At 72.6% G+C, this 15,010-nt stretch carries 13 protein-coding genes; 3 read left to right on the top strand and 10 right to left on the bottom strand.

The genetic code is table 11. The features are described 5' to 3' along the window. Positions 1-16: 16 nt before the first annotated feature. Entirely contained in the window at positions 17-1,096 is a 1,080-nt protein-coding gene (locus ACFYZB_RS05660; protein WP_388754715.1) for a transglycosylase family protein, read from the bottom strand. Between the two features lie 291 nt (positions 1,097-1,387). Here ACFYZB_RS05660 and ACFYZB_RS05665 point away from each other — a divergent pair, with 291 nt between their 5' ends. Then, on the top strand, positions 1,388-2,071 hold the full coding sequence (locus ACFYZB_RS05665; RefSeq protein ID WP_388754717.1) for a DUF899 family protein: 684 nt from the start codon (positions 1,388-1,390) through the stop codon (positions 2,069-2,071). On the opposite strand, the gene ACFYZB_RS05670 is transcribed toward ACFYZB_RS05665, so the two are convergent. From ACFYZB_RS05670 to ACFYZB_RS05700, 7 genes are all read right to left on the bottom strand, one after another. After that, positions 2,065-3,441: a cytochrome P450 gene (locus tag ACFYZB_RS05670; RefSeq protein ID WP_388754720.1), complete on the bottom strand. Its 1,377-nt coding sequence runs from the start codon at positions 3,439-3,441 to the stop codon at positions 2,065-2,067. The genes ACFYZB_RS05665 and ACFYZB_RS05670 overlap by 7 nt on opposite strands. A gap of 381 nt (positions 3,442-3,822) precedes the next feature. After that, positions 3,823-4,887 carry a nucleoside triphosphate pyrophosphohydrolase gene (locus tag ACFYZB_RS05675; protein WP_388754722.1) on the bottom strand — a complete coding sequence of 355 codons (1,065 nt, stop codon included), beginning with the start codon at positions 4,885-4,887 and terminating at the stop codon, positions 3,823-3,825. Between the two features lie 128 nt (positions 4,888-5,015). After that, positions 5,016-5,669: a SurA N-terminal domain-containing protein gene (locus tag ACFYZB_RS05680; RefSeq protein ID WP_388755632.1), complete on the bottom strand. Its 654-nt coding sequence runs from the start codon at positions 5,667-5,669 to the stop codon at positions 5,016-5,018. 146 nt (positions 5,670-5,815) lie between these two features. Continuing rightward, positions 5,816-6,643 carry a glycoside hydrolase domain-containing protein gene (locus tag ACFYZB_RS05685; RefSeq protein ID WP_388754725.1) on the bottom strand — a complete coding sequence of 276 codons (828 nt, stop codon included), beginning with the start codon at positions 6,641-6,643 and terminating at the stop codon, positions 5,816-5,818. 61 nt (positions 6,644-6,704) lie between these two features. Then, positions 6,705-8,198 (bottom strand): serine/threonine-protein kinase, encoded by a 1,494-nt coding sequence (locus tag ACFYZB_RS05690; protein WP_351206402.1) that lies wholly within the window; start codon positions 8,196-8,198, stop codon positions 6,705-6,707. Positions 8,199-8,236: 38 nt separating this feature from the next. Continuing rightward, the gene (locus tag ACFYZB_RS05695) at positions 8,237-8,890 is read right to left on the bottom strand and encodes a hypothetical protein (RefSeq protein WP_388754727.1); all 654 of its coding nucleotides are present in this window, start codon (positions 8,888-8,890) and stop codon (positions 8,237-8,239) included. A 170-nt stretch (positions 8,891-9,060) separates the two neighbouring features. Then, positions 9,061-11,583: an N-6 DNA methylase gene (locus ACFYZB_RS05700; RefSeq protein WP_388754730.1), complete on the bottom strand. Its 2,523-nt coding sequence runs from the start codon at positions 11,581-11,583 to the stop codon at positions 9,061-9,063. A 184-nt stretch (positions 11,584-11,767) separates the two neighbouring features. Between ACFYZB_RS05700 and ACFYZB_RS05705 the strand changes: the two genes are divergently transcribed. After that, positions 11,768-12,436, top strand: a complete 669-nt coding sequence (locus ACFYZB_RS05705) for a hypothetical protein (RefSeq protein ID WP_388754732.1) — start codon at positions 11,768-11,770, stop codon at positions 12,434-12,436. A 221-nt stretch (positions 12,437-12,657) separates the two neighbouring features. Further along, positions 12,658-13,377: a hypothetical protein gene (locus ACFYZB_RS05710; RefSeq protein WP_388754734.1), complete on the top strand. Its 720-nt coding sequence runs from the start codon at positions 12,658-12,660 to the stop codon at positions 13,375-13,377. A 25-nt stretch (positions 13,378-13,402) separates the two neighbouring features. Here the strand turns inward: ACFYZB_RS05710 and ACFYZB_RS05715 are convergent, their stop codons facing one another. Both ACFYZB_RS05715 and ACFYZB_RS05720 read right to left on the bottom strand, forming a co-directional pair. After that, complete coding sequence (locus ACFYZB_RS05715) at positions 13,403-14,146, bottom strand: N-acetyltransferase (RefSeq protein WP_388754736.1); 744 nt, start codon at positions 14,144-14,146, stop codon at positions 13,403-13,405. A gap of 55 nt (positions 14,147-14,201) precedes the next feature. Further along, the gene (locus ACFYZB_RS05720; protein WP_388754738.1) at positions 14,202-14,918 is read right to left on the bottom strand and encodes an HNH endonuclease family protein; all 717 of its coding nucleotides are present in this window, start codon (positions 14,916-14,918) and stop codon (positions 14,202-14,204) included. Between the last annotated feature and the right edge of the window lie 92 nt (positions 14,919-15,010).

Here is a 15,010-nt window from a genome sequence, read left to right on the forward strand (position 1 = left end):
GGGGCGTCAACTCCCGCTAGCCCTCGCCGTTTTCGGCATGGATTTTCAGGGTCTGACCGGCGGTGATGTGGTCGGGGTCGGCGCCGATGACCTTCTTGTTGGCCTCATAGAGCGCGTGCCACCCGCCGTCGACACCAAGGGAGTCGGCGATGGAGGCGAGGGAGTCGCCCTCGTGGACGGTGTAGGTGGCCGGCCCATGAACGGCATGACGGCCGGAAGAGGTGGCGTTCTGACCGTTTGTCACGCTTTCGTCCGCACTGTCGCCGCGGTGGCGTCCGCCACTGCCGAGTGCGCCGGTGTCGATCAGGCTCCAAGAACCGGCACTCTGCTGCTGATTGTCCGAGTTGTCGGTACCGGGTGTCGCCGCGGGAGAGCTACCGCCCCCCTGAGGGCTTCCACTGTCATACGAGCCGGACTTGTCGGTCTTGTCGGACTTGGGGGTGCCGGTTCCGGTGGGGCCGCCGGTCGCAGCGGGGGTCCCGGTGGCGTCCTTGCTCGGGCTCGGGGCCGGCGTGGCGCTCGAGTCCGAGGGGGAGCCGGAGGAGGCCGAACCGGAGGCGGTCTGGGAGCCGGAGTCCGAGCCCGAACTCGAACCGGAGTCGGACGCGGACGAATCCGGCAGACCGGACGAGTCGGAGCCGTCGGCCGAGCCGGACGCACCACTCGACCCGTCGCCGTTGCCGGAGCCGCCGACGCCGGTGTCGACGTCGACCGAGGCGGAGCCGGAGGTCAGCCCGGCGGTCAGCGCGCACATCGCCCACGGCTTGGTGCCCTGGTCCGCGAGGATCTTCTCGGCGACGGCTATCTGCTGGGAGCGGCTGGCCTGGTCGGCGCTCTCGGCGTACTGCGTGCCGCCGTACTTGTCCCAGTCGTCCAGCGAGATCTGCAGACCGCCGTAGTAGCCGTTTCCGGTGTCCGCGCTCCAGGAACCGCCGCTCTCGCACTCGGCGACCTTGTCCCAGGTGGTGCCGTCGGCCGCGCTGGCACTGGCGGCGCCGAGCAGCGGGATGGCGATGGCGGAGCCGGTCACCCCGGCCGCGACGAGGAGGGCAGGAGCCTGACGGGGGCGACGGTGACGACCGTTCCCGGAGAGCATGCGGAAGCCTTTCGTGCGACAGCAGGACCGGCGAGGCGAACTGGTGCCCCTCGCCACGCTGATGGGTGAACGTATCGGCAGACGATCACTTGTCACAAGTTAATGCCGCGCAGATCACGTGAAGATCACGGAGTTGAAGGTTTGTCATCTCCCCCCTGCCTGCACCCGATCCTCCCCTCCTGCCCGCTTTGTCACCCGACGGGAACGGCGGTGCCTCACGCCCGGCGCGCGGCGCGGCCGCAACCATAGGACCCGACATGAACCGGGGGGCTTGACGTCCAGGAGGACACGATGGCGCGCCAGACCCGGCTGCCCGGCGAGTCCGCGGACTACCTCGCCGCACGCGAGGAACTCCGCGACGCCGAGATCGAACTCATGCGCCACCGAGAGAGGGTCGCGGCCCTGCGCAGGGCGCTGCCGCAGGGCGCCGCCGTCGGCGACCACGTCTTCCTCGAAGGCCCCGCCGACCTCGACGCGGGCGACACCCCCGTCCGCGAGGTCAGACTGAGCGAGCTGTTCTCCGGCCCCGGCCGGCCGTTGATCGTCTACCACTTCATGTACGGCAAACGGCAGACCGACCCGTGTCCGATGTGCACCCTGTGGATCGACGGCTTCAACGGCGTCGCCCACCACGTCGCCCAGAACGCCGACCTCGTCGTCCTCGCGGCCGCCGACCCGCCCGTCCTGCGCCGGCACGCCCGAGGCCGCGGCTGGTCCCGGCTGCGCCTGCTCAGTGCCGGGGACAGCACCTTCAAGTACGACCTGGGCAGCGAGGACGAGGACGGAGTGCAGGACTCCACCGTGTCCGTCTTCACCCGGGACCCGGACGGCACGGTCCGCCACTTCTACTCCGCCCACCCGCGCATGGCCGAGGACATCGACCAGCGCGGCATCGACCTCCTCAACCCCGTCTGGCACCTCCTCGACCTGACGCCCGGCGGCCGCGGCGACTGGTTCGCGGGCCTGGACTACTGACCGCCGGCGCCCGCCGGAACCGGCGTGAACTCCACCGGCAGGGTGCGCAGGCCCCGCATGATGAGCCCGCCCCGCCACCTCAGGTCGGCCGGATCGGCGGCGAGCCGCAGGTCGGGCAGGCGGGTGAGCAGGGTGGCGAGCGCGGTCTGGCCCTCCAGCCGGGCGAGCGGCGCGCCGAGGCAGTAGTGGATGCCGTGGCCGTATCCGAGGTGCTGGTTGTCGCGGCGAGCGAGGTCCAGCACGTCCGGATCGGCGAACCGCTGCGGGTCCCGGTCCGCCGCCGCGAGCACCACCAGCACCGGATCCCCCGGCGCGATGTCCTGCCCGCCGATGGTGAGCGGCTCGGTGGCGAACCGCCAGGTGGCCAGCTCCACCGGGCCGTCGTAGCGCAGGAGTTCCTCGACCCCGGTCTCCAGGAGGTCCTTCTCCTTCCTGGCCAGGGAGTCCTGGAGGCGCTCGCGCTGGGCGGGGTGGGTGAGCAGGGCGTAGGTGCCGTTGCCGATCAGGTTCACGGTGGTCTCGAAACCGGCGAAGAGCAGGATGAAGGCCATCGCGGCGGCCTCGTTCTCGGTGAGGTGCTCGCCGTGGTCGGAGGCGCGGATGAGGCCGGAGATGAGGTCCTCGCCGGGCGCGGGCTCGGCGGGCAGGGCCTCGCGCTTCCTGTGGATCAGCTCGGCGAGGTAGCCGCGCATCTTCTTGACCGACCGTGCGACTCCGCCGCGCGGCCCTCCGCCGTGCCGGATCATCATCCCGGCCCAGTCCCGGAAGTCGTCCTGGTCCTCGCGCGGGACGCCGAGCAGGTCGCAGATGGCGTAGATGGGCAGCGGGAAGGCGAACTCGTGGATGAGGTCGGCGGAGCCCTTCGTCGCGAACCGGTCGATGAGGCGGTCGGTCAGCTCCTGCACCCGGGGCGCGAACTCGGCGACCCGGCGCGGCGTGAACGCCTTGCTGACGAGCCGCCGCAGCCGGGTGTGGTCCGGCGGGTCGATGTTCAGCAGATGCGTCATCAGCTCGGCCTTGCGCTCGCCGGGGATGCCGGTCTTTCCCTTGGCGTGCGCGGGCTCGTCGTGATGCGCCGGGTTCTTGCTCAGCCGCTGGTCGGCGAGGGCCTGCCTGGCATCGGCGTACCGCGTGACCAGCCAGGCCTCGACACCGCTGGGCAACCGCGTCCGGTGCACCGGCGCGTGCTCGCGCAGCCAGGCGTAAGCGGGGTAGGGGTCGGTGGCGAACTCCCAGGTGAACAGGTCGGGAGCGGAGGAGGCGGGGTCCGGTGCCGAGCCGGCGACGGGCTCGGGGGCGGAGGAGGCGGGGTCCGGTGCCGAGCCGGCGACGGGCTCGGGGGCGGCCTGCGGGTGGGGCTGGTCGGTCACTCCTCGACGGTATCCGGATCCGGGTAAGCCTCCGCGTCCTGGTGGGCCGTGGGCTGTGGGTATCGCCTGAGGCGCGTCCTGCTCCGCGGGGTCCCGGTGCACCCGGTCGCCGGGAGCCGCGCGTATCGCCTCCGGCGGGTCCTCGTCCGCGGGGTCCGGTGAGCCCGGTCGCCGGGAGCTGTGGGTAGCGCCTCCGGCACGTCCTCCTCCGTGGGGACCCGCGGATCTGGTCACCGGGAGCCGTGCGTACCGCCTGGGGCGCGTCCTCGTCCGCGGGATCCCGGTGGACCCGGCCGCCAGGAACCATGTGCGTACCGCCTCCGGCACGCCATGCTCCGCGGGATCCCGGTGGACCCGGGCGCCGGGAGCCGTGCGTACCGCCTATGGGGCATCCTCTTCCGCCGGGTCGCGGTGGGCCTCCGCGTCCTGGTGGGGGCCGGAGGCCGCGGTCGTCGGCTCGGGGGTGATTCCCTCCGCCTCCCGGATGGCGTCCCGGTAGGCACGGGCCGCCGCGCGCAGGGCCGCCTCGGGGTCCACGCCCTCCGCCTCGGCGCGGGCCGCCAGGGCCAGCAGCCGATAGCCGATGTCCTCGCCCTGCGGGAGCGGCACGTCGAGACCTGCCGTACGCGCGCGGGAGGAGAGCTTGGCGGCGAGGGCCAGGCCGGGCTGGCCGAGCGGCACGCCCTCCGTGACCGACGTGCGCCGCTTCTCCTCGGCCTTGGTGCGCAGCCAGTGTTCCTTGACGTCCTCCGGTGTCTCGGCCTTCTCGTCGCCGAAGACATGCGGGTGCCGGTGGACGAGCTTGGCGACGATGCCGCCGGCCACGTCGTCTATGGAGAACGGCGTGTCCGGGTGCTCCTCGGCGATGCGGGAGTGGAAGACGACTTGGAGCAGGACGTCGCCCAGCTCCTCGCGCAGCTCCTCGCGGTCACCGGCCTCGATCGCCTCGACCAGCTCGTACGCCTCCTCGATGCCGTACTTGGCGAGGCCCTGGTGGGTCTGCCGGGACGACCAGGGGCACTCGGCGCGAATGCGGTCCATGACCTGCACGAGGTCCAGCAGGCGGGCGCCGGGCAGGTCGTAGGAGGCCGGGAGCAGTTCCAGCTCGGGCATGGAGACGCGGCCGGAGCCGGCCAGCCGGGCCAGGCCGTCGGTGAGCGCGGGCTCCCCCTCACCGGTGGCCACGACCACCACCGTCCGCCCGCCGGCGCAGGCGTCGACCAGTTCCTGCGCGGTGGGGGAAGCCGCCTCCACCTCTATCCCGGCCTCCCGCAGATAGGGCAGCTGCGGATGCGCTCCGTCCGCGCACAGCACGGCGTCGGCGGTGCGCAGGGCCTGCCAGGCGGGCCAGGACAGCAGGCCGGGGGCGACCCGGTGGCTGGTGGTGAGCAGGACGATGCGACCGGGGTCGGCGGCGGGGGCGAGGTCGGGGCGGGATGCGTTCACGATCCGAACGTAACCCACGGCGGCAGGGAGCGGATTCGGTTGTCCACAGGCCGCGGGCGATCATGTGATCGTATGACAGCAGCTCGCCATGCTGCCGTACCGCCCCGGCGCCCGGCCCCGCCGTGCCGCTACGCCGTCACCGGCTGTCCGCCCGACGTCGTCGTGACCTCCCGTACCCACGGCGTCTTGGCGTCCACCCGGCTGCTCTTCTGCACGTCCCAGGTGCCGTAGCGCGGGTTGAGGGCGATGTGGAGTTCCTTGGAGGCCTTGGACAGCGCCTTCCAGAAGGCGGGCTGGGAGGTGTCGGTGCCGAGCTGCCCGGCCAGCTTCTGCGCCTCCAGCTGGAGCCGGAGGTTGTCGTCGAGGCGGGCGGGCGCGATGCCGTACTTCTGCAGCCAGGCGGTCTGCAGCCCCTTGGCGCCGCCGGCCTGCTGCTCCAGCCCGGCGCGCATCTGCTCGACCTCCTTGCGGCTGACCGTGATGCCGGCGTCCTGCGCGGCGCGGTGCAGCACCCGGTCGAGGACCATGTTGTGCAGGGTGTCCCGGGTCAGGCTGCTGGTGGAGGCGAGGACCTGCTGGTACTGGGTCTCGTCCGGCACCGCGGCCCGCTGTGCCCTGCGGACCTCGTCGACCCGGCTCTCCAGCTGGGCGACGGTGATCCGCTGCCCTCCGACGACGGCCGCGGCGCCCGGGTGCGCATCGTTTCCGCAGGCGGTCAGCAGGGGTGCCGCGGCGGCGATCGCGGCGGTGAGGACGAGCGCGGTGCGACGGCGGCGGTGCAAGGAAACCTCCAAGGGGAGATTGTGCGACGGTGCACAAAGTCTTGCGGTGATCGATGGTAGGCAGTGGCACTGCTCCGGCCAACCCATTCGACCAACGATTCACCGCCACTTCGGGCACCGCCGCGCCCCCCGGACGGCGTCCGGGGTCAGCCGGTGATCGCCACCGGACCGTCCCACGCGTCACGGTCCACGGTGATCGTGTAGCCGTTGCTCGTCTCCTTGCTGTTGACCAGGTACTGGTGGCCGCGGCTGTGATCGGTGTACTGGGTCGAGCCCCACGGCCAGTCCGCGGTGGTGGTGTTCTGCTTGTCCCACAGCGCGTACCAGAGGTTGCCCGGCAGGTCGGTCCTGTCCTTGGCGGTGGCGATGGCCTTGGCGCTGGAGCTGGTGAAACCGTAGAAGCCGGTGCGGTACGTCTTGGCGTGCAGCCCCTTGTCGAAGGCGCGCACGTACGTCAGCACGGCGTCGTTGCACGCCGCGTTGGTGATGTCGTACGCCTCCATGTCCAGGTACACCGGACTGCCCGCCTTCATGCCGAGCGCGGACGCCTTGGCCACGGCGTCGGCGGCGTCCGAGGCTCCGAGGGAGGCGGCGGTGGAGGCGGTCAGCTTCTCCGGGTTGGAACCGGACTGGCAGGGCGGCTGTGCGCCGACGTAGAGCGGGATCAGCTTCCAGCCCAGGGAACTGACCGACTTCACCCAGGAGGCGGTGAGGTTGGGCTGGGAGCAGCCGCGGTTCTTGCCGCCCACATAGACGGCGGCGGCGCCGTAGAAGCCGGTGTGCCAGGCCTTCATCGCCGACAGCGAGGGCGCGGCGCAGGTGTCGAACGCCCGGCCGGTGAACGTCTTCTGCGCCGGCCAGACGGTGGCGGCCATGGAGGTCTGGGCGGCGATGCCGGCCCCGGCGACCACGGCCGCCCCGGCCACGGCCCACGTGATGTGTCTGTGCTTCTTGGACTGCCGGTGGCCAGCCATGATCCCCACCCCTGTCGTACGTCGCCTTGCTGAGCGAAGCGCAACGTATCAACCGCCCCCGCTAGCCCCGCACCTGCCCCAGCCACTGGAGCGTGCGCCGGATCTCCATGGCCATCGGATGACCGGGGCCGTGCAGCCGCTCCACGTCCATCAGCAGCCGGGCGAGGGTGTCGTGGGCGGACGGCCGGTCGCCGAGGGCGAGCAGCAGATGGCCGATGCGCCGGCGGACGTCGTGGGCGAGCTGCGGGTCGCCGGAGACGTACTGGTTCTCGTAGTACGGCAGCAGCGCGCGGTACTCGGCGAGCGCGGCGGCCGGCTGGCCCAGCTGCTCCAGGCACTGCGCGGCCTCGTAGCGGTAGCGCAGGGACTGCGGGTCGGCCTGGCCGGCCTCGGCGGCGCGTTCGTCGGCGAGGCGGCGCAGCTCGGGCAGCGCGCGCCGGTACTGGCCGTCGTCCATGAGCGTGGCCGCGTACTGCTTGCGCAGGGTGCGTACGACCGGGGAGTGCTCGCCGTGCTGTTCGGCGGCGGCGGGCAGGATCGCGCCCAGGATGTCCACGGCCTGGGTGATGCGCCCCTCCCCCAGCAGGCGCTTGACCTCGTCCACGGCGGCGGCGACGTCGGGCTTCCCGGCCACCGGCGGCGCCGGCGCGACGGGGGCGGGCTGGGGCGCGGGGGTCCGCGCGCGGTCCGGCCAGGGGGCGTGCGGGCGCAGGAAGGGGCGTGTGGGGTCCAAGGGAGCCCCGGTGGGGGTCCCGCGCGCGGGCAGGAGCGCCGCCAGGTCCTCGTACACCTCCTGCGCGGACGCCGGCCGGTGCTGCGGGTCCTTGGCGAGCAGCCGCAGCACGAGCGCCTCCAGCGCCTCGGGGACCTCGGGGCGGATCCGGCGCACCGGCTGCGGGGGCTCGTACAGGTGCCGGTGCAGTACCCCGAGCGCCGTGGAACCCGCGAACGGCACGTCGCCGCTGAGCAGTTCGTGCATCAGCACACCGAGCGCGTACAGGTCGGTGTAAGGGCCGACGGCGCCGCCCATCGCCTGCTCCGGTGCCATGTAGGCGGGCGAGCCGATCGGGGAGCCGGTGTGGGTGAGGCGGGTGGTGTCGGTGTCCATCACCGAGGCCACGCCCAGGTCGAGCACGGTGACCGTGCCGTCCTGCTTCACCATCACGTTGCGCGGCTTGAGGTCGCGGTGCACGATCGGCACGGCGTGCACGGCGCTCAGCACGGCGCACAGTTGCGCGGCCACCGCGACCGCCCACGGCCACGGGTACGGATCGTGCTCGGCGAGGTGGTCGGACAGGTCGGCGCCGTCGACGTACTGCATGACGAGGAACAGCTCCTCGCCCTCGCTGCCCGCGTCGTGCACGGTCACCAGACCGGGGTGGTCCACCTGCGCGGTCACCCGGCACTCGCGCATGAACCGGCGGCGCAACTCGTCCGCCTCCTGCCCCGCGACCTTGTCGGGGCGCAGCAGCTTCACCGCCACGCGCCGGTCGAGCCGCCGGTCGTACGCCGTCCACACCTGGCCCATGCCGCCCTGTCCGATGAGCGTGGACAGTTCGTACCGGCCGGCGACGACACGTCCTGCCGCCACGCTCACCTTCCGCCCTCGTGGCCGTCGTGCCGGCCGTCGTGCTTGCGCAGGTAGTCGCTCAGTTCGTCCAGTTCGGCACGCACCTGGTCGATGTGGCTGGGCGCCGGACGCTGCGGCGGCGGGGTGGTCAGCGGCGGCTGGGGCACGGGCGCGTGGGGCATCGGGGGCGGGGTGTGCGGGGCCGGCGGGAAGGGCGTGTCGCGGCCCGCGTGACCGATCGGCACGGTGGGGACGGTCGCCGCCGTGTACGGGTTGGCGGGACCCGGGTAGGCGTACCCGGCCCGCCCCGCCCGCTGCGCGGCGTACGCCTGCTGCCGCAGCGCGAAGTGGCGGATGTCGGCGGCGAGGTAGTACGCGATCGTGGCGACCAGCGTGCCGAGCAACAGGAACATGCCGAAGTAGCCGGCCGAGGTGTGTACGTCGTCGCCGGACTCGGTGCCGACCAGCACCAGGCTGAGGACGTCCGCGACCAGCGCGGCGGCGAACAGGCACCAGTCCAGCGCCCGCCGTGTGACGATCGCCAGCCGCAGCAGCATCACCCAGGCCAGGAGGCCGATGCTGAAAAACCCGGTCGCCACGAACAGCACACGCAGCAGAACCAGCCACGCGGTGTGCGGCGGCTGCTTCACCGGCTGTCCGTAGCCGAGGCCTTGCATGACTGCTCCTGATGCCTGATGTGGGCGTACGTGTCCGCCCGGCGCCCTCCGTCGGGCGGAGAACGCCGGTCGTGCGATTGTCGCTTCGAGCATATGACCCGACACGGACATGGACACGGGCAAGCGTCCCGGTTGTACCGAACCGTTGTCCTGCCCGCCCACACCTGCGGTCAGCCGGGCGCCACCGTGCCGTCGGTGAGGCCGTCGTACATCCCGCGCACGAGCTGGTCCCCGAGCCGGCTCGCGTGCCGCAGCGCCCGCTCGAACTCGTCGAGTGCGCGGAAACGCGCGCCGTAGCGCCGCTGTTCGTCCAGCGGGAGCCGGGGCAGCTGCAGCCGGCGCACGTCCAGCCGGGTCGCGGTGGAGGCGTAGCTGCTGGCCTGCCGGTTGTTCGCGGTGCCGCGCAGGAACCCGGCGAGGAACCACGGGTCGAGCGCCGTGCGATCGGGGCGCAGCAGTACGAGGTTGCGCCCCAGGGCGGCGCCCCCCGTCGCGTCATCGATCACGCGCGCCACCGAGCCGCCGCCCAGCACCGGTACGACGACGTCGCCCGGCTCGGTCAGCACCGCCTCCTCCTCACTCTCCGGAAGCGTCCCGGAGGGCGCCGTGCCGGCGAGGACGTCGTGGTCGGTGAGCACGGGCACGCGCGCGTGGCCGCCGTTTCCGCCGGTGCGCATCATCAGCGCGCCCCCGCGTGCGAGTTCGCCGACGGTGGTGAGCGGCCAGCGCACGCCCGGCGCGGGGGCGGCGGGCGGCGGAGTCAGCTCGGTGGTCAGGCGCAGGGTGGTGCCGAGGCGCTCGCGCACCGCCGTGAGCTGCTCCGCGCCGTCGGCCACGGCCGCCGGCGGCAGGTGGCGGGCGGGGGCCAGGTCGACGTCGTCGTCGAGGAGTTCGATGACCGGCACGGAACGGGCGAGCCCCGGCCGCTCCGCCGACCGCCCGGCGCGCTCGAAGGCACGCCAGGCGTCCAGGACGGCCTCGCGCACCGCCGGCCAGTCCGGGCCGCCGCGGCCCTCCCCGGCGAACCTCCCGGTGTCCACGAGCAGCACCTCGGGCGCGGCCGGCGTCCGGTCGGGCCGGCGCAGCACCCACACGTGCAGCGGGATGTTGTACGGCGGCGCCGCCCCGACCGGCAGCGCCACCACGGCCCGCAGCGCACCCCGGCGCAGCAGGTCGGCGCGGATCCGGCGCCCGGAACGGCGGGAGGCGGCGGCCGGCGGCATGAGCAGCACGGCGGAGCCGCCGTCGGCCAGCCGGGCCAGCGCGTGCTGCACCCAGGCCAGTTCGGACTCGGTGCGGGCCGGGAAGCCGTACTCCCAGCGGGGGTCGTAGGCGAGTTCGTCGTGGCCCCAGTTGCGCTCGTTGAACGGCGGATGGCACAGCACGGCGTCGGCGCGCAGCTCGGGGTGGGCGTCGGCGCGCAGGGTGTCGCCGACGGCGCCGCGCACACCGGCGCGGGAATGCAGCGCGAGCCGCAGCGCGGTGAGCGCGGCCAGGTCGGGTGCGCTGTCCTGGGCGTACAGCTCCTGGTCGGGGCGGGTGTCGACGGCTCGCAGCAGGGCGCCGGTGCCACAGGCCGGGTCCAGCACGGTGCGGGCGGGGCCGGCGAGCTCGGCCATGAGTCCGGCGAGGTCCGCCGGGGTGAGCGTGTACTGGCGGGGGTTGGCGTCCAGGTGCCGGCCCAACAGGAACTCGAAGGCCTGCCGCGCCCCGATCTCGGCGGCCAGCTCGGCCGCGCCGCGCAGGAGCGGGGCGGAGGGGAGGAGTTGGGGGCCGGTGGGGGGGCGGAGGGCGGGGGTGGGGGCACTCGGGGTGGGGGCGCTCGGGGTGGGGGCGCTCGGGGTGGGGGCACTCGGGGTGGGGGCGCTCGGAGTGGGGGCGCTCGGAGTGGGGGCGCTCGGGGTGGGGGCGCTCGGGGTGGGGGCGCTCGGGGTGGGGGCGCTCGGGGTGGCGGTGCCATGAACGGCGGCGGGGGTGTGAACAGCTGGTGGGGCGTTCACGGGTTGCGAGGTCGGGGAGTTCACAGCGGGGGGCGTGAGCGCCGGGTTCACAGCGGGCGTCTCTGAATCCGCGTTCACGAGGGGCGCCACGGAATCCGAGTTCACATCGGATGCCCGCAAGCCTGCGTTCACAATGGGCGCCCCGTGACCGGCGTTCACACCAGCTGCCCCAACGCCCAAGTTCACACCAGACCCTGTGGACGAGGTGTTCACACCCTCCCCACCGACGGACGCGTTCACAGCCGCCCCCGTTCCCGCCCCCGGAGCCCGACCGCCGCGCCCGGCCCGACCCCGCACGCTGCCGAAACGCGCGGTCAGCACCTCTTCCAGCGCGCCAGGCAGCATCGCCGCGAGGCGCGCGTCGGAGCCGGCACTCGCGTCGAGCCAGACGGTGGACCGCTCGTGGATCAGGAGCAGGACGCAGCCCGCGTGCACCAGGGCGGTCAGCGGCCCCTCGGGATGTCCGACGAGTTGCTGCCAGACGCGTTCCCGCAGTGGGACCTCGGCGAGTTTGCCCTGCTTGCGCAGCCAGGCCTCGACCTCGGCGAGCGCGAAGGACGGGCTGGTCTCGGTGCCGCCGACCGGTTTGGGGAAATCGGCGTGCCGGCGGCGCCAGTTGCTGACGGCGGCCCGGCCCACTCCGGCGAGCCGGGCGATTCCGGCCGCGGTCACCTCTGTCGCATTGTCCTGCACCGGCCGCTCCCCTCGTCCCTGTGTGCGCCGAGCATACCGGCGTACACGTGATCCACGCATTCACGGCGTGTACACATAGGAACATGTGAATCGTGTTGACTCGGTTCACAGGCTCTGCTCTTATTGACCCAGCGAACGAGCGGCCACCGGAGGGGGAGGCCGCCGCTTTGGGGAGGGATTCGCCATGGGCATGAAGGCCAAGGTCTCGCTGAGCGCCGTCGTGGGGGTCGTTGTCATCGCTGCCGTGTCGGCGAACGCCGGCAGCCACGGCAAGGACGGCGGTTCCAGCGGCAGCGGCAAGAGCTCGTCCGCCTCCGCCGAGCACACGCCCGGCGGTACGAAGGACAAGAACAAGGCCGCCATGGCCGGCGACGGCGAGTACCAGGTCGGCTCGGACGTGAAGCCGGGCACGTACCGCACCACCGGCAACACCGACGACCTGTGCTACTGGGAGCGCGCCAAGGACGCCAAGGGCGAGACCGACTCGCTGCTGGCCAACGACAACGTCACCGGCACGAGTTACGTGACCATCAAGGCCACCGACAAGATCTTCAAGTCCCGCGGCTGCAAGGACTGGGAGGCCGTCGACCCCAGGACGAAGGGCACGCCCGCCTCCTCCATGGCCGGCGACGGAGGCATGTACAAGGTCGGCAGGGACATCGCGCCGGGCACGTACAAGTCAACGGGCAACGCCGACGACTCCTGCTACTGGGAGCGCACCAAGGACGCCGAGCACGGGCTGAACTCGATCATCGCCAACAACAACGTGACCGGCACGGCCGTCGTCACCATCAGCCCGAGCGACGCCTACTTCAAGACCACCGGCTGCGGCGACTGGAAGAAGGCGGCCTGAGCCGCGGCCACTTCCCGCCACCACTCGCCGAACACCGCTCACCAACCGCGCACGCCACACCGGCGCACACCACTGCGCAACCCCCATCCCCACACCGCGCACCGAACCCGTCCCACCGGCTCCGGCTGCCCGGGCCCCCACCCCGCGCGGCCGGAGCGGTTCCGGACGCCGTACGGCATGCCGTACCCACATCCCCGTACCACCCAGCTCGAAGGACTGTCATGCGTCTCACCCCCCGTGTCGCCACGCTGCTCGCCGTCGCGGCACTCCCGCTGGCCCTCACCGCCTGCTCGTCCGGTTCCTCCTCCGACGACGGAGGCACCAACGCCAGGCCGGCCAAGGCGAAGGACGTGAACGCCGGTCTCGCCACCGGTACGCAGCTGAAGAAGGCGCTCGCGCCGGCGTCGGCCTTCCCGTCCGGGTTCACGCTCGAGGCCGACGGCGCCTCCGACACCGGCGGCGAGTTCCTCTCCCCGTCCGCCCGGAGCACCGCGAAGCCGGACTGCACCAGGCTGGAGGGCTCGTCCTGGATCCAGGTGACCGGCTTCAAGGGGGGCGTGTCGTTCGCGCAGAACGACTATGCGAACCACGACAAGACGGAGGAAGTGGCCCAGGAGATCGACGCGTTCCAGGGCACCACCGCGAACACGGTGATGAAGCAGTTGCAGGCGGTCGCCGGCGAGTGCGCCACCTTCACGGACACCGAGGCGCACGCCAAGGTGAAGCTCACGGGCGCGTCCACGCCGGGGCTCGGGGACGAGGCCTACACGATGACGCTGACGAGCGGCGCGTGGCAGAACGGCACCACGCTCGTCGCCGCTCGTTCCGGCAACTCCGTGATCACCGTGCTGTCCACGGCGGGCACCGACGACGGAGCCGCCGCCGCGAAGAAGGTGACGACCCTGATCCTGGGCAGCCTGAAGGGCCTGAAGACGGCCTGACCGGCGCGGAAGACGCGGCGCCCGCTCACAGCGGGTGCCGCATCCACACGTTGGGCTCGACGTAGACGGCGTATCCGCGGTCCGGTTCGCAGCGGACCGGGACCAGGGCGCCGGGCACCTCGACGTCCGCGGGGGTGTCGAACGGCAGCCCGGTCCAGCGGCGCCACTCCTCCAGCGAGGCGCCCACGGTCATGGAGGCCGGCGCGACGGAGTCGATGGTGGCCCCGGCGCGTGCGTGGACGCGCAGCCACGGGTCCTCGGGCAGGCCGTCGGGGCGGACCCGGTGGGCGTACTCGGCGATCGGAGTGTGCGGCTCGCGGTGCTTGGCGCTGGGGCGTACGGGGGCGACGACCTCGCGGAAACCGAGCGTGCGGGCGTTGTTCCGCATCGCCGAGAGCATGACGGCGGACAGGCCGTGGCCCTGGGCGTGCGGGGCGACGGTGACCGAGACGGCGCTCACCGTGTCGGGGCGGGTGCCCCGGCGCAGGTCGGCGAAGGCCCAGAGCAGGATCTGGTCCCAGCCGCGCGCGGGCAGGGTGCGCCGGCCGTCGACGTCGAGGGCGAAGGGCACACTGAAGGCGTGCGCGACGATGTCGCCGCGCTCGTCCTCGGCGAACAGCACGTACTCGGGCAGTTCGGTGGGGACACGGCCGTAATGGGCGGTGCCCACGGGGTCGTTGGTCACGAACTCGGGCCATGTGTCGGCCATCTCGAACAACGCCGGCAGCCGGTCGGGCCGCTCGGCGATGCTGCTCACCTTGACGTCCATGACGCTCACGGTAGGGACCGCGCACGGGGCCCTGCCAGCCATTTGACCAGCGGGGTCAGCGCGCCCGGAAGCGCTCCGGCGCCTTGGTGGGGTTGCCGCCCGTGGGGAGTTTCTGGTCCGGGCAGCCGGCGAGGACCTTCTTCATGGCGGCCTTCTCGGCGGCGGTGACCCACAGGCCGTACTTCTTCTTGACGGCTACCTGGGCGGCCACGTAGGTGCAGCGGTACCCGGTGTTGGGCGGGAGCCAGGTGGCCGCGTCGCCGTCGCCCTTGCCGCGGTTGGTGCTCGCGTCGACGGCGATGAGGTTGAGGGGGTCGTTGGCCAGCGCTATGCGCTTGCTCGCGTCCCAGTACTCGGCGCCCTTCTGCCAGGCGTCGGAGAGGGGGACGACGTGGTCGATGTCGACCTGGCTGCTGCCGCGCCGGTAGGTGATGTCCTTGCCGGAGTAGGGGTCCGGTTCGAGCAGGCCGTACGTGACCTTGCAGGTGCCGCCGGTGAACCTCACGGCCTTCAGGTCACGTTTGAGTATGTCGTCGCGGGTGTCGCAGGAGTTGGAGTCCGTGTCCGCCCAGGCGGCACCGAACCGGGCCCGGGAGTAACCGGTCTTCGGTGCCCGGCCCTTGACGGTCAGGGAGTCGACGGCGGCCATGAGCGTGCCTCCGCCTCCGGTCTGCTGCGGCCCGGAGGCCCCCTTGCCCTGCCCGGACCTGCAGCCGGCCACGGCCACCAGCACGACCACGGCGGTGACCGCCCCACCCCTCAGACGCGTCACGGTGCGTCCCCCTCACTCGCACTGGTCCGCCCGTTGGAGGCGGGCGGAATCGTTCCGTCCCTTACGGTAACTGCCGTAAGGCCCCTTGCAGA

Origin of the sequence: Streptomyces sp. NPDC001852, from assembly GCF_042891825.1 — a bacterium.
Classification (GTDB): Bacteria; Actinomycetota; Actinomycetes; order Streptomycetales; family Streptomycetaceae; genus Streptomyces.